The organism is Streptomyces durbertensis, assembly GCF_014156695.1.
GTDB lineage: Bacteria > Actinomycetota > Actinomycetes > Streptomycetales > Streptomycetaceae > Streptomyces > Streptomyces durbertensis.
The window spans coordinates 1-19961 of record NZ_WMLF01000050.1 but is presented as its reverse complement, the minus strand read 5'-3'; the positions used below and the strand labels follow the sequence as shown (position 1 = coordinate 19961).

Below are 19961 nucleotides of genomic sequence, written 5' to 3'. Positions count from 1 at the left end.
AGGAGGGAGCCGGCACGGTCGGCCAGCAGCGTGCGCAGGGAACGCTCCGAGCCGGTGTCGGCGGGCGTGAGGACGATCAGACGTTGCGCGGCGTCGTCGAGGGTGGCGAGGGTGTCGTAGTGGACGGTCAGCTCACCGACCGAGGGGTGGTTGACGCGCTTGGTGCCGTGGGCGCGCTGCCTGATCGTGTGGTCGTCCCACCATCGGGTGAACTCGCCACTGGCGGACCGCAGTTCACCGACCAGCTCCAGGAGTCGCGGGTCGTCGGGGTGGCGGGCGAGTGTGGCACGCAGGTTGCCCACCGTCTCGCGGGCCACCCGCGCCCACTCCGACTGCATCGCGCGGACGCGCGGTGACAGGAACAGCATGCGGGCCGTGTTGTCCGTGTCGCCGGTGCCGAAGTCCTCGCCGAACAGGGCCGCCGCGGCGCCGTTGTGGGCCAGCACGTCGAACCGGAAGTCGACGACGTAGGCCGGCAGCAGCGGCATCCCGTCCAGCAGGGCGCGCAGCGAGTCGCTGACCGGCCGGCTCACCGGGCGGGACACCGGAGCCTCGCCCCTGGCGACCACGTGCAGGTGACGGCGCTCCACCGGCGACAGGCGCAGGGCCCGCGCGAGGGCGTCGAGCACCGCCGTGCCCGGCTCGCTCGCCCGCCCCTGCTCCAGCCGGACGTACCACTCGACGCTGACGGCCGCGAGCTGGGCGACCTCCTGCCGCCGCAGCCCGGGCGTCCGGCGGCGTCCCCCGGCCGGCAGACCCACGTCGTCCGGCCGCAGCCGTGCCCGCATCGCGCGCAGGAACCGGCCGAGCTCCTCGTTGCGCCCTGCTTGTCTCTCCCTCACCCGCCCATCATCGCCGCGCCGTGCCCCGCCCTCCAGCCCGGTGGGTGGTACGGCGCGTACCAGGACCCGGAGGGCCTTCCCGCCCGGCCGCCCCGGCTCCGACGATCGATCCACCTGCCCACCACCTCCAGGAGGATCCTGTGAACACGTCCCCGCGAACCGGCGAGGCACCCACCCCGGCCGACGCGTCCGATCGGACCGGGGCCGCGACCGGCCTCGCGCGCTTCGGCTACTCCGAGGTCCGCCGAGGCATGCCGGACACCGCGCAGCGCTTCACGGTGACCAGCCCCGACCTGCGCGACGGCGACCCGCTGCCGGCCGACCACTGGGCCGACGCCTTCGACTGCACGGGCGGCAACCGGCGGGTCCGGCTGGCGTGGGGCGGCGCCCCGCAGGCCACCCGCGGCTACGCGATCACCATGTTCGACCCCGACGCCCCCACCGGAGCCGGATTCTGGCACTGGCTCGTCTGGGACGTCCCCGCCGGCCACACCAGTCTGGACGCGGCCCTCCCGGCCGGCGCGGTCGACGGCACCAACGACCTCGGCACGGTCGGCTACCTGGGTCCCTGCCCGCCGGTCGGCGACCGCCTCCACCGCTACGAGATCACCGTGTACGCCCTGGACGTACCCACCCTGGGCCTGCCCGCGTCCACTCCGCCGACCATCGCCGCGTTCACGATGTCCTGCCACATCCTCGGGTACGCGCGGATCACCGGCACGGTCCGCCGCTGACCCGGTCGGCCTCGGAGAGGCGCCGTCCACACGCGGGCGGCGCCTCTCCGGCGCCGCGCCCGGTCGGGCGGCATGGGCGCGGCGCGGAGGGGCGCTCACGTGGAGTAGTTCCCGTCCGGGCGTGTGCGGTGCTAGGAATTGCGCATGAGGGTACGTTCCCGGTCAAAGTGGATGACCCTGCTGGACGTGCGCAGTGCCGCCGGGCAGGTGTTCGTCCTCCAGGTCGTGGTCGTGGTGCTGCTGGTCTCGGCTGCCGTGGCGGCGGTGGTGCTGGAGGCGAGATTCGAGAGCCGGCAGGAGGCCGGGCGCCAGTCGGTGACGGCCGCGCAGGTGCTCGCGAACTCGCCCGGCATCGTCGAGGCGCTGGAGAGCCCTGACCCGTCGGCGGTGCTGCAGCCGCGCGCGGAGGCGGCACGGGAGAACACGGGCATCGACTTCATTGTCGTCATGGACACGACGGGTACGCGGATCACCCACCCCGACCCCGACCGGATCGGCAAGAAGTTCATCGGCACCATCGAGCCGTCGGTGGAGGGCCGGGTCACCATCGAGAGCGCCCGGGGCCCCGTGGGGCCCGGCCAGCAGGCCGACGTCATCCAGGCGGTGGTGCCGGTGTTCGACGAGGACGGGGAGGTGGTGGGCCTGGTGTCCGCCGGGCTCACCGTGCAGAGCGTGGCGGGGCTGGTCGAGCGGCAGCTGCCGCTGATCTTCGGCGCGGGCGTGGTGGGGCTCGCGCTGGCCACCGCCGGGACGTGGCTGGTCGCCAGGCGCCTCGCGCGGCAGACCCACGGCCTCGGGCCGGTGGAGATGACCCGGATGTACGAACACCACAACGCGGTCCTGCACGCGGTCCGGGAGGGCGTGCTGATCACCACCGCCGAGGGCAGGGTCCTGCTGGCCAACGACGAGGCGCGGCGGCTCCTCGCCCTCCCGAACGACACCGAGCGGCGGCGCGTCGAGGAACTGGGCCTGGACCCGGTGATGATCATGCTGCTGTCGTCCGGCGAGCCGGTCACCGACGAGGTGCACCAGGCCGGCGACCGGCTGCTGGCGGTGAACATCCGGCCGACGGCGCCGTACGGCGGCCCGGCGGGCAGCGTGGTGACGCTGCGGGACACCACCGAGCTGGCGGCGGTCACCGGGCGGGCGGAGGTGGCCTGGGAACGGCTGGCGCTGCTCTACGAGGCCGGCGGCAGGGTCGGCACCACCCTCGACGTGGCGCGCACCGCCGAGGAACTGGCCGAGGTGGCCGTGCCCCGCTTCGCCGACGTCGTCACCGTCGAACTGCTGGAGCCGGTGGCGCGCGGCGAGGAGCCCGGCGGCACGGCGAACATGCGCCGTACCGCCATCAGCGGCGGGCGGCGCGAACGGGACGCCCTGTACCCGCTGGGCGAGCTGATCACCTTTGTCCCGACGACGCCGCAGGCGCGGGCCCTGCGCACGGGCCGCGCCGTCATCGAGGCGGACCTGCGCACCGCCCAGGGCTGGCAGCAGCAGGCCCCGGAGCGGGCCAGGCGGGTGCTGGAGTCCGGGGTGCACTCGCTGGTGACCGTGCCGCTGCGGGCGCGCGGCGTGGTGCTGGGGCTGGCGGACTTCTGGCGGTCGGAGGACGCGCCCGCCTTCGAGCAGGACGACCTGTTCTTCGCCGAGGAACTGGCCGCACGGGCCGCCGTGGCCATCGACAACGCCCGCCGCTTCACCCGGGAGCACACCATGGCGGTGACGTTGCAACGCAGCCTGCTGCCGCGCGGCGTACCGGACCAGGACGCCCTCGACGTGGCCTGGCGCTACCTCCCCGCGGAGGCGGGCGTGGGCGGCGACTGGTTCGACATCATCCCGCTGTCCGGGGCCCGGGTCGCGCTGGTCGTCGGCGACGTGGTCGGCCACGGCCTGCACGCGGCGGCGACCATGGGACGGCTGCGCACCGCCGTGCACAACTTCTCCGCGCTCGACCTCCCGGTCGACGACCTGCTCGGCCGGCTCGACGACCTGGTCACCCGGATCGACGACGAGGAGAACGTCGAGAACGCCGCCCCCGACGGCACGGCGGCGGACCACGAGGTGGAGGCGGTGACCGGCGCGACCTGCCTCTACGCGATCTACGACTCGGTGACCGGCCGGTGCACGGTGGCCCGTGCCGGCCACCCCGGGCCGGCGGTGGTACGTCCGGACGGGACCGTCGTCCACCCCCGCGTCCCGGCCTCCCTGCCGCTCGGACTCGGCGGCCACCCCTTCGAGACCGCCGAACTGCACCTGCCCGAGGGCTCCCAGCTCGTCCTGTACAGCGACGGCCTGGTCGAGAACCGGGAACGGGACATCGGCGCCGGCATCGAACGGCTGGAACAGGTACTGGCCGGCGTGCCGGGCCGCGCCCCGGAGGACACCTGCCAGGCGGTGATCGACGCGCTGCTGCCCGAGCACCCGTCCGACGACATCGCGCTGCTCGTGGCCGGCACCCGGCTGCTCGCGCCGGCGCGCGTGGCGGAGTGGGAGGTGCCGCCGGACCCGGCGGCGGTGGCCCGGGTGCGCGGCGAGTGCGGCGAACAGCTGCGGAGCTGGGGCCTGGACGAGGCCGGGTTTGTCACCGAGCTGATCCTCAGCGAGCTGATCACCAACGCGATCCGGTACGGCGCGCCTCCGATCAGGGTGCGCCTGCTGCACGACCGCAGCCTGATCTGCGAGGTCTTCGACGGCTCCAGCACCTCGCCGCACCTGCGCCGGGCGAAGACCACCGACGAGGGCGGCCGGGGCCTCTTCCTGGTCGCCCAGTTCGCCATGCGCTGGGGCACCCGCTACATCCCCGGCGGCAAGGTCATCTGGACCGAGCAGTCGCTGCGCGGCGCCGCCGACACCCCCCTCCCCGACCTCTCCGACGACGCCCTCCTCGACCAGTTCGACGACAACTCGTTCTGAGGCGCCGGGTTCCGGTGCTGGTTCTGGGCCGGCGACGGGCCACGGGCGACGGGCCACGGACGACGGGCGTCAGCGGGTGCGGGCGGTGTCAGGGCGTGTCGGCGGCGGCGACCAGGGCCTGCTGGGTGGCGGTGACGAGGGCGTGGAGGCGGCCGGGGCGGATGCCCTCGTCCGCCAGCCACTCGTCGAAGCGCGCGGGCGGACGGACGACGGCGATCCCGTGGCGGACGAGGACGGACCGCCGCAGGGAGAACTGCTCCTGGAACTCCCTGCGCAGTTCGTCCGTCCAGCCCTCGGCCCGGTCGGCCGCCGTCAGCGGCGCCTTCAGCGCCGTCACGGCCGCGCGCAGGGTCGCGGAGAGCTCGTCCCGGGTGGCAGGACGGCCTGAGCTGGGAGCGGGGGCGCCGGGGGCGGGCGTGGGCATGGAAACGTCCTCTCCGGCTGACGGTCGTGCGGAGGCTCAGGGGGCTCGCCCGGCCGCTGTCGCGGGTGGGAGGAGCCGAGGCCGGTCGGCGGGGTGGTCACTGTACGGCGCGGGCGGGCCTTGAGGCGTTCGGCGGGTGCGTCGTGACGCTCGATGTCGGGACGTTTCGGGCGGAGGGGAGCGGTTACCCGACCGTCATGCAGAAGTCGAAGATCTTCTACCGCCCGGTGGGCATGGTCTCCGGGATGCTCGGCGGCATGCTCGCCGGCGCCGCTTTCCGCCGGCTGTGGCGGCTGATGGGGCACGACGAGGACGCACCCGGGCCGATGGACGAGGAACGCGGCTGGCAGGAGGTGCTGCTGGCCGCAGCCGTGCAGGGTGCGGTGTTCGCCCTGGTCAAGGCGGCGGTGGACCGTGGCGGCGCGACGGCGGTGCGGCGCCTGACGGGCAGCTGGCCTGGCTGACGCCCGACAGGGGCCCTGCGTCCCCTGTGAGCAACGCCACGCAACGGCGTTCTCCCGTGCGGGCGTTTGTGGGCGGTTTCGGATGACCGGTGGGGAGCACTGTCAGGAGGGCGTGCCCGACCAGCAGGCCGACGAGACTCTCCAGCGGGACGAGCGGTGGCGTTCCTCCGGGCCGCGGACCGAACGCGGCCGGGGCCCCAAGGAAGAACGCCCCGAGGCCGAGGGCGGCTGACGGCCCGCGTCCGACGAGGCCGTGCCCGGCCGGCCCTCAGGCCGGTCGGGCGTCAGGCCGGGCGCCGGCTCTCAGGCCGGGCGCCGGCTCTCAGGCCGGTGGGGCCACGGTCGCCTGGATGCTTTTGCCGCCGGAGCGGTAGCGGGTCACGACCACCCTGGTCGCGAGGCGGCAGACCATCGGCCAGCCGTGTCCGCCCGGCTCGGTCCTCGGCGGTGCGCCGGCGCCCCGCAGCGCCACGGGCAGGCGGTGGCTGGCGTCCCGGACGGTGACGACGACACCGGCCGGCCCGGCCGTCACCTCGAACCCGGTGAGGCCGCCGGCGTGCCGTACCGCGTTGGCGACCAGTTCCGAGACCACGAGCAGGCAGTCGTCCACCAGCTCCCGGGAGCGGCCGCGCAGTACCTCGCGTGTGACATCGCGGGCCTCCGCGCCGGAGCGGGGGACTCCGTGCCACGAGCCCCGCGGGGCCCGGTCCGTGACGGAACCACTCATACGCTCCACCTCCCAGGTCACTCCCGCCGGTCGGCGGGACCGGCGTTCCTTCACCGTTCTCTTTCCCCGCCGCGCGCATATCAGGCCACCCCGCTTGCCGACGTGACCGGAGGATGCCAGCGACCCACGCGCGGCGTCCGGGGCGGGCTCAGGTGTCGAGGGTGAGGTTCCTGCCGCTGTCCGGGTCGAAGACCTGGAAGCGGTCGGGGTCGAACCAGATGTCCATCCGCTGCTTCTCCCGGGCCTCGGTGGCCGCCGACATCCGTGTGACCAGCAGCGATCTGCCGCCGGTCGGCACGTCGGCGGAGCCGGTCACACTGGCCAGGTCGGTGAGCTGCTGGGAGCGGGCGCCCTCGCCCTCCAGCGCGAAGTGCGCGTACTTCTCGGAGCCGAGGGACTCCAGCACCTCCACGGTGTTGGTGAAGACGGCGCCTTCCTCCCGTACGTGCTCCTCGACGAGTGAGGCGTCCTCGAAGTGCTCGGGCCGGATGCCGGCGATGAGGTCGCGCGGTGCGTCCGCGTCGGTCAGGCGGCGGCGCAGCCGGTCGCTGAGCGGCACCTCGCCGATGGGGGTGTGCAGCCGGTTCTGCTCGACGGTGACCGGCAGGAAGTTCATGGCGGGTGAGCCGATGAAGCCGGCGACGAACAGGTTGGCCGGCTGGTCGTACAGCTCCTGCGGGGCGCCGATCTGCTGGACGATCCCGGCCTGGAGCACGACGATGCGGTCGCCGAGCGTCATGGCCTCGGTCTGGTCGTGGGTGACGTAGAGGGTGGTGGTGGCCAGCCGGTTCTGGAGTCGGGAGAGGGCGGTGCGCATCTGGCCGCGCAGCTTGGCGTCGAGGTTGGACAGCGGCTCGTCCATGAGGAACGCCTTGGGGCTGCGGACGATGGCCCGGCCCATGGCGACCCGCTGGCGCTGGCCGCCGGAGAGGTTGGCGGGCCGCCGGTCGAGGTGTTCCACGAGGTCGAGGACCTCGGCGGTCTCCTCGACCTTCGTCCGCACCACCTTGTCGTCGACCTTGGCCAGGCGCAGCGGGAAGGCCATGTTCTCGCGGACGGTCATGTGCGGGTAGAGCGCGTAGGACTGGAAGACCATCGCGATGTCGCGGTCCTTGGGCGCGCGCTCGTTCATCCGGGTGCCGTCGATGCGCAGTTCGCCGGAGGTGATGTCCTCCAGGCCGGCGACCATGTTCAGCGTGGTGGACTTCCCGCAGCCCGAGGGGCCGACGAGGATGACGAACTCGCCGTCGTCGACCGTCAGGTTCACCTCCGACACGGCGAGGGCGCCGTCCGGGTAGCGTTTGGAGACCGCGTCCAGAACGATCTCGGCCATGTCGGGTGCCTCCCGTGTCGTAGGCGTAGGCGTAGGTGGTGGTTCTCGTGGGCGTCGCGCGGCGGCGTGGGCGCCGCTCAGCCCTTGACCGCGCCGGAGGTGAGTCCGGCGACGATGCGGCGCTGGAAGAAGAGGACGAACAGCACGATGGGCACCGTGATCACCACGGCCGCCGCCGACACCGTCCCGGTGGGGTCCTCGAACTGGGAGGCGCCGGTGAAGAAGGACAGCGCCGCCGGCACGGTCCGCGACGCCTCCGAGGAGGTGAGCGAGATGGCGAAGAGGAAGTCGTTCCAGCAGAAGATGAACACCAGGATGGCGGTGGTGAACACGCCGGGCGCGGCCAGCGGTGCGATGACCTTGCGGAACGCCTGCGCCGGTGTGGCGCCGTCCATCTTCGCGGCCTTCTCCAACTCCCAGGGGATCTCCCGGAAGAACGCGGAGAGGGTGTAGATCGCAAGGGGGAGCGCGAAGGTGATGTAGGGGATGATCAGCCCCGGCCAGGTGTCGAAGAGCCCGAGCGCCCGCTCGATGTTGAACAGCGGGGTGACCAGCGAGATCTGCGGGAACATCGCGATGAGCAGCGACACTCCGATCAGCGCGCGTTTGCCCGGGAACTCCAGCCGGGCGACGGCGTACGCGGCCATCGTCGCCAGCAGGACGGCGATCGTGGTGGAGATCAGCGCGATGCCGATGGAGTTCACCAGTGCCCGGACGAACAGGCTGGTGCTGAAGATGTCCGCGTAGTTCTCCAGCGTCCACTCGCGGGGGATCAGGTTGCCGTCGCCGATGGTCTCCTTCGTCTTGAAGGACAGCGAGGTGATCCACAGCACCGGCAGCAGCGCGTAGACCACCACCACCGTGTTGACCAGGGCCCATTTCCCCTTCGCCGAGGTGCCGGTCCCACTGGGGAAGGCCATCAGCGATCACCTCCCCGTGCGGGTGCGGCGGTGCCGAACAGCTTGACGAAGACAAACGCGATGACGGCGACGGCCAGGAAGATCAGCACCGACATCGTCGAGCCGATGCCCAGGTTGAGCCCTCTGATCAGGTTGTTGTAGGTGAGCATCGAGACGGACGAGGTGTCGTTGGCCCCGGCCGTGAGGATGAAGATGTTGTCGAAGATCCGGAACGCGTCGAGGGTCCGGAACAGCAGCGCGACGAGGATCGCGGGCTTCATCACCGGGACGGTGACCTTCACGAACCGCTGCCAGCCGCCGGCGCCGTCCATGGCCGCCGCCCGCAGCAGGTCGTCGGGCACCAGCGCGAGGCCGGCCATCAGGAGCAGCGCCATGAACGGCGTCGTCTTCCACACCTCGGCGAGGATGATGATCGCGATCGAGGCGGCGCGGTCGGTCAGCGGCGCGGCGCCGGGGGTGAACGTCTCCGCCAGGTAGCCGGTGCCGGGTGTCCAGGCGTAGTACCAGGAGAACGCGGCGACCACGGTGACGATGCCGTACGGGACGAGGGTGACTGTCCGCACGAGGCCGCGGGCGAGCAGGGTGCGGTACATCGTGATCGCCAGCAGCATGCCCAGGACGAGCTCGATCAGCACCGAGACCACGGTGATGATCACCGTGACGGTGAAGGCCGTCCACCAGTAGGAGTTGCCGAGCACGGCCGCGTAGTTCGACAGGCCGACGAACTCCTGGTCGCCGGGGAAGCGCAGGTCGTAGCGGTGCAGCGACAGCCAGACGGAGTAGACGATCGGCCAGCCGGTGACGGCCACCATCACCAGCGCCGCCGGCGCGCACAGCATCCAGGCGAGGCGGCGTTCGGCGCGCTTGCCCTCGCTCGGCCGCGGGTTCCCACCGCGCTTGCCGGTCGGGGGCGGTGGCGGGGCGGGGGGTTCCCGCCGCGCGGAGTCTGTGGCGCTCACGGGAGGACCCCCTGGGACTTCAGCGCCGCGTCCAGTTCCTCCCGCAGCCGCTCGGCCGTCCGCTCCGGGTCGATGGCCGAGGGCGGCGAGAGGATCTTCGCGGTGACGGTGGACAGGTTCTGGTAGACGGGCGTCAGCGGGCGGACGGCGGCCTCCTCGAGGGCGGCCCTGATGGTGTCCTTCGGCGGGTACTCGGTGGCCATCGTGGGGTTGGTCTCCGGGTCCGCGGGCCGGTCGGGGTCGAGCGGCGTCGTGTCGTCGTAGACGGTCTCGATGCTGGGCGGCAGGCCCGAGCGCAGCGCCTGGAACTTCTGGCTCTCCGCGCTGCGCAGGCACAGGGCGGCCTCGAAGGCGGCCGGCTTGTTCCGCGAGTAGCTGCTGACGGCGAGGTTGTAGCCGCCGGCGGTGGCCCGGCTGACGTCGCCCTCCTTGAAGACGGGGTAGCGCGCCCAGCGGAAGTGCGGCAGGTCCTCCGGCTTCTCCTGGCGGTAGGAGGCGTAGACGTAGGGCCAGTTGAACTCGAAGGCGCCACGGCCCTGTTGGAAGGCGAGCCGGACCTCGTCCTCCCGCTGGTTGGTCAGCGAGGGGCTGGTGATGCCGGAGGTGGTGAGCCGTTTCAGCAGCCGCAGCGCCTCCACGACGCCCTCGTCGACGACGGCCTCCGTGCCGTCCTCGGACAGCAGGGTGCCGCCGGCCGAGGCGACGAGGCTGTTGAAGAACACCACCAGGCCCTCGTACTGGGCGCCGGTGAACAGCACCTGGTAGGGGCGGCCCTCCTGGCGCAGCCGCTGGGCGGTGCGGATCATCTCGTCCCAGGTGCGCGGCGGCTCGGGCGTGATCCGGTTGTCGTACCAGAGGAGCTGGATGTTGGTGTTCTTCGGGGCGGCGTACACCCGGTCGTTCCACACGGCGGTCTCCAGCGGGCCGGAGAGCACGTCCCTGACGGCCTCCTCGCGGCGCTCGCCGGTCCACTCCTCGACCCAGCCGGCCTCGGCGAACTCCGGTACCCAGGTGACGTCGAGGCCGAGCACGTCGAGACCGGTGTCCTCGGCCGCCAGGCGCCGCACCATCTGCTCCCGCTGCCCGTCGGCGTCGCGCGGGAGCTGGTTGTAGACGATGCGGTAGCGGCCGTCGGCTTCGGCGTTGCAGCGGTCGACGACCTCCTGGAGGCCCTCCTCGGGGGAGATGAAGAGGTTGATCTCCCGGGGGGCCGAGCCGTCGGCGCAGCCGCCCGCCAGCAGCACGGCGGCCATGGCGGCCGCCCCCGCGGCGCGCAGACCCGCCGCCCGCGCCGGCGCGGCCCGTGCCGCCGCCCGGCGCGCGCGCCGTCCGGCGGCCGGTCCTGGTGAGGGGCCACCGGATGCTTCCGTCCGGGACGTCGCCATCGGCCTCGGCCTCCTCGCGCGTGTCCGTGATGTGCGCCAGGCGTCAGTGTGCCGCAGAACGTCCGGTGAAGCGGGGATATGGGGGTTGGTGTCCGATTCCGGTGGTGTCGGGAGTGCTTGGGTGTCGGGCGTGCCGGGCGGTCCGCTACTTCGTGGCGACCAGCAGGGGGGAGGGGGCGAGTACGTCGTAGGTGGTCACGTCGCGGAATCCGGCCCCGGTCAGCCAGCGGTGGTAGTCGCTCATGGTGAAGACGTCCCCGTCGCGGGAGAAGAGCAGGAGGTCCGTCGCGGCGAAGACGAGCGGTATGTCGGGTCCGGCGCGGTCGTCGTCGGGGATCATGTCGCCGATCAGCAGGGTGCCGCCGGGCCGCAGCGCCGCGTACGCGCGTTCGATGAGACGGCGGCCCCACTCGGGGCCCTCGGTGTGCACGATGTATCCGAGCGTCACCAGGTCGTAGTCCTCGCCGAACGCGACCTGGCGGATGTCGCCCGTCAGGTGCTCGTAGCGGTCGGCGACCCCGAAGCTCCGGGTGAACGTCCGGGTCACCTCGGTGACCTCGGGATGGTCGACGGTCGTGACCCGGACCTCCGGGCGGGCCAGGGCGAACGCGAGCGACCAGGCCCCGGAGCCCGCCGCCACGTCCAGCACCCGGTTGACGCCGGCCAGCGTGCTCTCCGGGAGTGCCGCCACCGCCGCCCGGGCGGCGCCGAAGCTCATCGGGAACCAGGCCGAGACGAGCTGCGGGAAGTTCTTCCGCCCGTCCGCCTCCTCCTCCCAGCGGGCCACCGGCTCACCGGAGCGCACCACCTCGGTCAGCCGGGACCAGCTGTCCCACAGCAGCCGCGTCTCCCGGCACATGTCGCCGAGGTAGGAGGGGGAGTCCTGGACGAGGAACCGCTGTGAGAGCGGCGTGAGTTCGTAGCCGCCGCCCTCGCCGTCCCGGCCCTCGTCGCCCGGGTCGAGGTAGCCGAGTGCGGTGAGCGCGTCGAGCACGCGGCCGGTGGCGCGCGGATCGGAGCCGGCCGCGGCGGCCACCTCCGTCGCCGTCCGGGCGCCGGCCGCCAGGTGGGAGAAGAGGCCCAACTCCACGGCGGTGAGCAGTACCTGGGTGGCGCGCGGCGCCCACAGGTCGTCGATGATCTGCTCCGGCGTGGCGAAGTCGCCCGACTGGCTTGGCACGGTCGCGGTGTCCTTCCGGGGAGGTCGCGGCCCTCCGGCGGAGTCGCGCCGTCGCGGCGCGTAGTGGGCGGCCGCCACCGGTCGGGGCCCGGGCAGCTCGTATGATATCGCCTCGGCCGTCAAAGGCCCCGTGTGTGAGCCCTGTTGAGCAGCGCAAACGGCCCCGAGGAGACGCTGAGGCGCGCTGTCGGCCGGGCGCGCGGCGGGCAAGCAGCCACACCGTCGAACAAGGGATGAGGACATGACCGCCAGCACCCCGCACGACGCCGCACGGACCGCCCGCTTTCTGCCGCAGGTGCTGCGCGAGCACGCCGAACGCGCCCCCGGCGAGACGGCGTTCGTCTTCCCCGCCTTCGACGAGAGCACCGGGCTGGAACTGCCCGCCGTACGGCTTTCCAGGGGTGAACTCGACCGGTCCGCAAGGGCGTTGGCCGCGACGCTCCAGGCGGAGGGTGCGGGCGGCGGCCGCGTCCTGCTGCTGCTCCCGCCCGGGCCGGACTTCGTGGTCGGGCTGTTCGCCTGCTACTACGCGGGGTGCTGCGCCATCGCCTGCCCGCCGCCGGCGGCCGGTCACCCGGTGGGGCCGGAGGACCGCTTCGCGCAGATCGGCGCGGACGCCGAGGTCGCCGCGGTGGTGACCGCGCCCGGGGTCGGGACCGGCGAGGCGCGCGCCGCGTGGGTGTCGGCGGGCGCCCCCGCCGGCACGCGGTGGCTCACACTGCGGGACACCGTGGTGGCCGGCGGCGGCGCGCGTCCGGAGGAGTGGACGCCGCCGCGCCCGGACGGCGCGGCGCTCGCCCTGCTGCAGTACACCTCGGGCTCGACGGGCGTCCCCAAGGGCGTCATGGTCTCCTACGCCAACCTGCTGGAGCAGCTGCGGGTCTTCCGCGACCTCGCCGAACTCCCGGCGGGCGCGGACGTGGTGACCTGGATGCCGGTCTACCACGCCCTCGGCATCGCCGGCACGGTGACGATGTCGCAGTTCGTCGGCGGCCGCTGCACCCTGCTGACGCCCGACGACTTCATCGCAGAACCGTTTCGCTGGCTGAAGGCCGTCTCCGACGCGACCGCGCCCGTCCTCAGCTGCGGCCCGAACTTCGCCTACGACCGCTGCGTCGAGCGGATCACCCCCGAGCAGCGCGAGCGGTTGGACCTCGGACGCTGGCACGCCGCGTTCAACGCCGCCGAACGCATCCAGCGGCGCACGATCGAGGAGTTCACCACCGCCTTCACCCCGCACGGCTTCCGCCGCGAGGCGTGGTTCCCCGGCTACGGCCTCACCGAGGTCACCCTCGGCATCAGCGGCCGGCGCGGCCCCGACCCGCTGGCCCTCACGGTGGACGCCGCCGCGCTGGAGAAGGGCCGGGCCGACGGCCCCGCCGACCACCACAACCGCACCCTCGACCTGGTCGGCTGCGGCCCCGCGCACCCGCGCGTGCGGATGCTGCTCGTCGACCCGGCCACCCGCACCGAGGTGCCCGACGGCGAGGTCGGCGAGGTGTGGATCGACGGCGACGTCGTCAACCAGGGCTACTGGCGGCGGCCCGAGCAGACCGAGGAGACCTTCGCCGGGCACCTCGCCGACGGCGACGGCCCCTACCTGCGCTCCGGTGACCTGGCCTTCCGCCACTCCGGAGAGATCGTGATCTGCGGCCGGCTGAAGGAACTGATCATCATCCGCGGCCGCAACATCCACCCGCAGGACGTGGAGGCCGCCGCCCGCCGCGCCCATCCGGCGCTCGCCACCGCCCCCGCCGCCGCGTTCTCCGTCGACGGCGAGGAGGGCGAACGGCTGGTGCTCGCCCAGTCGGTGCCCTCGCCGCTGCCGGAAGGTCTCGACCTCGCCGCGCTCGCCGCCGACGTGCGCGCCGCCGTCGCCGCCGACCAGGAGGTCGAACCGTACGAGGTGCTTTTTGTCCACGCGGCCGACATCCCGATGACCGGCAGCGGGAAGATCCGCCGCACCACGTGCCGGCAGACCTACCTCGACGGCGGACTGTCGCCGTTGCACACCGGCACGTCCCGTCCCGCCGGCGAGCCCGCCGCCCCACCGGCGGCGCGCGCCGCGGCCGCCGCCGGCTCACCGCTGCGCGACATGGTGCTCGCCCTGCCGCCGGAGCTTCGCGAGGCGGTCCTGGTCACCGAGGTGCGGCGGCGGGTGGGCGCCCTGCTCGGCCGCCCCGTCGACGACGTGCCCGCCGACCGCCCGCTGGCCGCCCTGGGCCTGGAGTCCCTGCGCTCGGTGGAACTGCGCCACGGACTGGCGCGCGACTTCCGGGTCCCGCTGCCCATGGCCGACTTCCTCGGCGGCGACCTGGACGCCGTCGCCGCCCTCCTCGCCCGCGGCCTGACGGCTCCCCCTGCCCCCGCGCAGGAAGGCGCCCGGGGCGAGGGAACGCCCGCCGTCGTCGAACCGGAGTGGCCGCCGCTCGTGCCGGACCCCGAGCACCGGCACGACCCGTTCCCGCTCACCGAGATCCAGCACGCCTACCTCACCGGTCGGGGCGGCGCCTACGAACTGGGCGGCACCTCCATCCACCTCTACACCGAGCACGACCACCCCGACCTCGACGTGCCCCGGCTGCGCCGCGCGCTGGACGCGCTGGTCCGCCGGCACGAGATGCTGCGGGCCGTGATCTCCTCCGACGGCACCCAGCGCGTCCTGCCCGAGGTCGGCGAGGTGCCCGTCGCCGTGCACGACCTCAGGGCCGCCCCGGAGGCGGAACGTGCCGCCCACCTGGACCGGCTCCGCGACGAACTGAGCCACCGCGTACTGCCGTCGGACAGCTGGCCGCTGTTCCACGTGCACGTCACCCGGCTCGCCGGCACCCGCTGCCGGGTGCACCTCGGCATCGACCTGCTGGTCGCCGACGTCGCCAGCGTCCGCATGTTCTTCCTCGAACTCGGGGAGCTGTACGCGGCGCCCGACCCGGACGCGCTGCCCGCCCCGGCCCGCACCGCCTCCTTCCGCGACTACGTGCTCGCCACCCGCGTGCTCCGCGACACCGACGCCTACCGCCGCTCCCGCGACTACTGGCTGCGCCGGATCGACAGCCTGCCGCCCGGCCCCCGGCTGCCGCAGACCGCCACACCCTCCGCAGGGCCGGCCCGCCGCACCCGCCGCGCCGCCCGGCTGGACGCCGCCGACTGGGCGCGGATCAGGGAACGCGCCGCCGCGCGCGGCCTGACGCCGTCCGCCGTGCAGCTCGCCGCCTACGCCGCCGTGCTCGGCACCTGGTCGAGAAGCGGCCACTTCACCCTCGATCTCCCGCTGTTCAACCGGCACCCCCTGCACAAGGAAGTGGACTCCCTCATCGGTGACTTCACCTCCGTCACCCTGCTGGAGGTGGACCTGCGCCCCGGCGGGGGACCGGCCGCGCTCGCCGACCGCATCCAGCGGCAGCTCTGGCAGGACCTGGACCACCGCTGGTTCAGCGGGGTGGAGGTGCTGCGGGAACTCACCCGCGCCCGGGGCCTGCCGGCCACCGACTTCTCCTCCGTCGTCTTCGCCAGCGCCCGCGAACAGGGCCGCGACCAGGACTTCGCCCACGGCGAGCTGGGCGCCGACTGGCTCGGCGAGCCCGGCTTCGCCGTCTCCCAGACCCCGCAGGTGCTGCTGGACCACCAGGTCTACGAGGACCGGGGAGCACTCACCTACAAGTGGGACGCCGTCGAGGAGCGCTTCCCGCCCGGCGTGCTCGACGAGATGTTCCACGCCTACGGGAGCCTGCTGCGCGCCCTCGCCGACGACGAGGCCGCCTGGGACGCCCGGCACCTCCCCGACCTGCTGCCCGAGCAGCAGCGGCGACTCCACGAGACGGCCAACAGCACCGCCGGGCCCGTCCCCGACGGCCTGCTCTGCTCGGCCTTCCTCGAACAGGCCGCCCGCCGCCCGGAGGCCACCGCCGTCATCGCGGGCACCGGCACACTCGGCTACGGCGAGCTGCACCGGCACGCCTGCCGGCACGCCCGCCGCCTGCGCGCCGCCGGAGCCGGACCCGGCCGGCTGGTCGCGGTCCACCTGGAGAAGGGACCGGAACAGATCGTCGCGGTCCTCGCCGTCCAACTGGCCGGCGCAGCCTACCTGCCGCTCGACCCGGAGCTGCCCGCCGCCCGCCGGGAGTGGCTGCTGGAGCACTCCGGCGCCGACCTCGTGCTGACCGCCCCGACGGCTCCGACCGCCCCGGCGGCGGCGACCGCGCCGCCCGCCGCGCCCGCCGAGCGCTGGCCGGAGGGCGTCACCGCGCTGCCGCTGGACCTGGCCGACACCTCCCACTCCGCCGAACCGCTGACCCCACCGCAGACCGCCGACGACCTGGCGTACGTGCTGTACACCTCCGGCTCCACCGGTACCCCCAAGGGCGTCGCCGTCCGGCACCGGGCCGCGCTGAACACCGTCGTCGACTTCGCCGAACGCTGCGCCCTGACCGAGCGGGACCGGGTCCTGGCACTGTCGGCGCTGAGCTTCGACCTGTCCGTCGCGGACGTCTTCGCCGTGCTCGGCACCGGCGGCGCGCTGGTCCTGCCCGACCCCTCACCCGTCGCGGACCCCGCCCACTGGGCGGAGCTGATGGCCGCACACCGCGTCACCCTGTGGAACTCGGTGCCCGCGCTGCTCCAGATGCTGCTCGACCACCTCGGCGACCGGGCCCTCCCGACGGCCGGCAGCGCCACCGACCCGCATCCGGCCTTCGCCGCGCTGCGCGAGGTGTGGCTCTCCGGCGACTGGATACCCGTCGACCTGCCCGGCCGGCTGCGGGCGGCGGCACCCGCCGCCCGGGTGACCTCCGCGGGCGGCGCCACCGAGGCGGCCATCTGGTCCATCGCCCATGTCACCGAGGAACGGGACGCCGCCCGCGACTCCATCCCGTACGGGCGGGCGATGCGCAACCAGACCGTGCACGTCCTCAACGACCGGTACGAACCCTGCCCGGTCGGCGTCACCGGGGAGATCTGCGTCGCCGGCGTCGGACTCGCCGACGGCTACTGGCGCGACCCCGAACGCACCGCGCGGGCCTTTGTCACCCACCCCCGCACCGGAGAACGCCTCTACCGGACCGGCGACCTCGGCCGCTGGCTGGCGGAAGGCGAGATCGAGATCCTCGGCCGCGAGGACCAGCAGGTCAAGATCCGCGGCCACCGGGTCGAACTCGGTGAGGTGGAAGCCGCGTTGCTGCGGCTGCCGGAGGTGCGGGCCGCCGCCGCGACCGTCGTCGGCGGCGCCGGCCGCACCCGCCGGCTGGCCGCGGTGGTCGTCCCCGAGCACCCGGCCAAGGCGGACGGCGCACAGCCCGCCGGCGACACCGCCGCCACCGGAACCACCGCGGCCGAGTACCGGGAGAACTTCGGCGACGACGTCCTCACCGAGCCGGCCGCCCGCCTCGCCTTCACCGCCGAACGCCACGCCACCAGGCCGCCCGCCGACGGCGTGGTCGGTCATGCGCTGCCCGCCACCACCACCGGGCCGCCCCCGCGCGCGAGCCACCGGACGTACGGCCGCCGACCGCTGCCACTGGCCTCGCTGGCGGCGCTGCTGGAGCCGCTGCGCGCCCACGAGCAGGCACCCGCCCCCGGCGTCGCGCCGACCCGCCGCCGCTACGCCTCGGCAGGCGGGCTCTACCCCGTCCGCACGTACGTCTACGTCGCCGACGGCCGTGTCGCCGGCCTGCCCGGCGGCACCTATCAGCACGACCCGTTCCGGCACCGGCTGCTCGCCGTGAGCGAGGGCGCCCGCCTCGACCCGGCCGCCCACGGCCCGCTGCCGATGCTCGCCGACGCCGCGTTCTGGCTGCTGCTCGTCGCCGACCGCGCGGCCGTCGACCCCCTGTACGGCACTCGCGCCCGGGACTTCTGCCTGCTGGAGGCCGGCCTCATGGCCCAGCTCGTCGAGGACGCGGCGCCCGCCGCGCGCCTCGGCCTCTGCCAGGTCGGCGCCCTGCGCGCCACCGACCCACTCCGCGCCGCGCTGGGTCTGTCCACCACCGAGGAGCCGCTGCACGCCCTGGTCGGCGGCGCGCTCGCCGACCCCGAGGTACCGCCGACACCGCCCGCCGCCGCCACCGGACTCGGAGACGTGCTGCGGGAGCGGCTGAGCGAGGTGCTGCCCGCGCCGCTGGTGCCGAGCGTCTACGCGGAGGTCGAGCGCCTGCCGCTGACCGACCGGGGCAAGCTCGACCGGGCGGCGCTCACCGAGCTGGCCGAGGGCGCCGCGAGCCGGGAACGGCCGGCCGACACACCGGACGGCCCGACCGAGACGGCCGTGCTCGCCGTGCTCCACGCCCAACTCGAACGCGACGACATCGGCGTCACCGACCACCTGCTGGAGCTGGGTGTCGACTCGGTCCTGATGGTGCGCCTGCACCGGGCCGTCCAGGAGGCGGTGGGACGGACGTTCCCGCTGGCCGCGATGTTCGAGCATCCGTCCGTACGGGCGCTCGCCGGCCATCTCGACCGGCCGGAGGCGCCGCGCCGCACGGCCCGGCCCGACCGGTCCGAACGCCGTCGCGCCGCGCGCCGCCGCCCCCGAAACTGAGGAGACGCCTTGACCGCCGCCCCTTACGACCCGTCGGCCACCGGACCCGAGCTGCGGCTCTTCTGCCTGCCGTACGCCGGTGGCGCCGCCGGCGTCTTCTCCGGCTGGCAGGCCCGGCTGCCGGCGTCCGTCGACGTGTGCCCGATCGAACTCCCGGGCCGCGGCGGGCGGTTCGTCGAACCGCTGCCCGGTGAGATGGACCTGCTCGTCGAGGACGTGCTGGCCCGCGTCGAGCCGCGGCTCGACCTGCCGTACGCGGTGTTCGGCCACAGCTTCGGCAGCGCCCTCGCCTACGAGGTGACCCGCCACCTGGTGGCCGAGGGCGCGCCGCCGGTGCGGCTCCTGGTCTCCGCCTTCCGGGCGCCGAGCCTGCCCCCGCCGGACCACCGCTACTCCGACCTGCCGGACGCCGAGTTCCGCCGGTTCCTCGGCGAACTGGGCGGCACGCCCCAAGTGCTCCTCGACGACGAGGAGTTCATGGCCCTGCTGCTGCCGGTCGTCAAGCACGACTTCCGGCTCGCCGAGCACTACGGCGGACTGGACGACGGCCCGCTGCCGATTCCGGTCACCGCGTTCGGCAGCGCCACCGACCAACGGTTCAGCCTGGCGGAGGTACGGGCGTGGGCCGCACACACCGGCAGCTTCACCCTCCACGAGGTGCCCGGCGACCACTTCTTCCTCAACACCCGCCGGGACCTGCTGCTCGACCTCCTCGCCCGCGAACTCGCCTCCTCCATCGGCGTCTGACCTGGGCGATCCGCGCGCGCCCTACCGGTGAGTCGCAACCGCGTGGCCGGGCCGTTCGTCTGGATGGTTGACCGATACAACCGAGACGGGGAGTTCGACGATGGCATGGAGTAGGCCGGCGCTGGCCGGCGGGTTGCTCGCGGTGCTGTTGGCCGGGAGCGTCGGGTGCGACGGCTCGAAGGACGCGGCGGCGCCGGAGGTCGACGCGAAGCAGTGGGCGAAGGTGCGGCCCGTCGTGCACGAGGCGCTGCTGGGCGAGGCGCGGGACGAGGACAAGGAGGGGCGCTGGCTCTGCGAGCAGCGGCCGCTGGAGATCAACGAGGCGGACGGCGGAGCGCTGCGGGTGAGCGTGCTGTCCCACTGCCAGCAGTATCTGAAGAAGAAGGACGGGCTGGTCAAGCAGACCGGTTGGGTGGCCCCGGCGAAGGTGCGGTTGGCCGCCGACGGGGACGGCTACCGGGTGCGCGGTGTGGAGCATCCCGGGCTGGGCTCGGCGTACACCGAGTGGCTCGACCGGCAGTTCTCCGCCGGCGCGCGGGCCGAGGCGCATCGCCTCACCGGCCGCGGCACCGGCAGCGGCAGCGGCTGGAGCGACCTGGACGTGCAGGCGCGTGAGGCGTTCGGCCTGCCCGCCGACGCGGAGGTCGCCGACGACTGAGCGGGCGCGGTGCGCACGGGTCGCCCGCAGGGGCCCGGGAGTTCGGAACGGGGCGGGTCGCCGGAAGGCGGCCCGCCTTCATTTGGTACGGACCTATTGACTCACTGGTCTAGTCCTCTTAATCTCCCCTCAACTCACGTGAC

The 19961-nt window shown here is 73.8% G+C and carries 14 protein-coding genes; 6 read left to right on the top strand and 8 right to left on the bottom strand.

The features are described 5' to 3' along the window. Nucleotides 1-842: helix-turn-helix transcriptional regulator (locus GL263_RS05735; protein WP_323379261.1), on the bottom strand; the 842-nt coding region annotated here is incomplete at its 3' end. Between the two features lie 140 nt (nt 843-982). Between GL263_RS05735 and GL263_RS05730 the strand changes: the two genes are divergently transcribed. Continuing rightward, a complete protein-coding gene (locus GL263_RS05730; protein ID WP_323379260.1) occupies nt 983-1576 on the top strand; it encodes a YbhB/YbcL family Raf kinase inhibitor-like protein in 594 nt (197 codons plus the stop codon). Between the two features lie 144 nt (nt 1577-1720). Beyond that, entirely contained in the window at nt 1721-4489 is a 2769-nt protein-coding gene (locus GL263_RS05725; protein ID WP_228456142.1) for a SpoIIE family protein phosphatase, read from the top strand. An 88-nt stretch (nt 4490-4577) separates the two neighbouring features. On the opposite strand, the gene GL263_RS05720 is transcribed toward GL263_RS05725, so the two are convergent. After that, on the bottom strand, nt 4578-4913 hold the full coding sequence (locus GL263_RS05720) for a hypothetical protein (protein WP_228456141.1): 336 nt from the start codon (nt 4911-4913) through the stop codon (nt 4578-4580). A 197-nt stretch (nt 4914-5110) separates the two neighbouring features. Here GL263_RS05720 and GL263_RS05715 point away from each other — a divergent pair, with 197 nt between their 5' ends. Then, nucleotides 5111-5377, top strand: a complete 267-nt coding sequence (locus GL263_RS05715) for a DUF4235 domain-containing protein (RefSeq protein WP_182854470.1) — start codon at nt 5111-5113, stop codon at nt 5375-5377. Nucleotides 5378-5699: 322 nt separating this feature from the next. On the opposite strand, the gene GL263_RS05710 is transcribed toward GL263_RS05715, so the two are convergent. The 6 genes from GL263_RS05710 to GL263_RS05685 all read right to left on the bottom strand — a co-directional run bounded on the left by GL263_RS05710 (nt 5700) and on the right by GL263_RS05685 (nt 11881). Continuing rightward, complete coding sequence (locus tag GL263_RS05710) at nt 5700-6104, bottom strand: ATP-binding protein (RefSeq protein ID WP_182854469.1); 405 nt, start codon at nt 6102-6104, stop codon at nt 5700-5702. A gap of 148 nt (nt 6105-6252) precedes the next feature. Further along, nucleotides 6253-7437 carry an ABC transporter ATP-binding protein gene (locus GL263_RS05705; RefSeq protein ID WP_182854468.1) on the bottom strand — a complete coding sequence of 395 codons (1185 nt, stop codon included), beginning with the start codon at nt 7435-7437 and terminating at the stop codon, nt 6253-6255. 77 nt (nt 7438-7514) lie between these two features. After that, nucleotides 7515-8357 (bottom strand): carbohydrate ABC transporter permease, encoded by an 843-nt coding sequence (locus GL263_RS05700; RefSeq protein ID WP_182854467.1) that lies wholly within the window; start codon nt 8355-8357, stop codon nt 7515-7517. Next, a complete protein-coding gene (locus GL263_RS05695; protein WP_182854473.1) occupies nt 8357-9196 on the bottom strand; it encodes a carbohydrate ABC transporter permease in 840 nt (279 codons plus the stop codon). The genes GL263_RS05700 and GL263_RS05695 overlap by 1 nt, the downstream gene beginning before the upstream one ends. Nucleotides 9197-9312: 116 nt before the next feature. Further along, a complete protein-coding gene (locus GL263_RS05690; RefSeq protein ID WP_228456139.1) occupies nt 9313-10701 on the bottom strand; it encodes an ABC transporter substrate-binding protein in 1389 nt (462 codons plus the stop codon). 145 nt (nt 10702-10846) lie between these two features. Continuing rightward, nucleotides 10847-11881: a methyltransferase gene (locus GL263_RS05685; RefSeq protein WP_182854466.1), complete on the bottom strand. Its 1035-nt coding sequence runs from the start codon at nt 11879-11881 to the stop codon at nt 10847-10849. A gap of 241 nt (nt 11882-12122) precedes the next feature. Between GL263_RS05685 and GL263_RS05680 the strand changes: the two genes are divergently transcribed. From GL263_RS05680 to GL263_RS05670, 3 genes are all read left to right on the top strand, one after another. Beyond that, nucleotides 12123-18413 carry a non-ribosomal peptide synthetase gene (locus tag GL263_RS05680; RefSeq protein WP_182854465.1) on the top strand — a complete coding sequence of 2097 codons (6291 nt, stop codon included), beginning with the start codon at nt 12123-12125 and terminating at the stop codon, nt 18411-18413. A 9-nt stretch (nt 18414-18422) separates the two neighbouring features. Next, on the top strand, nt 18423-19160 hold the full coding sequence (locus GL263_RS05675; protein WP_182854464.1) for a thioesterase II family protein: 738 nt from the start codon (nt 18423-18425) through the stop codon (nt 19158-19160). A 100-nt stretch (nt 19161-19260) separates the two neighbouring features. Further along, a complete protein-coding gene (locus GL263_RS05670; RefSeq protein ID WP_182854463.1) occupies nt 19261-19818 on the top strand; it encodes a hypothetical protein in 558 nt (185 codons plus the stop codon). Nucleotides 19819-19961 lie beyond the last annotated feature (143 nt).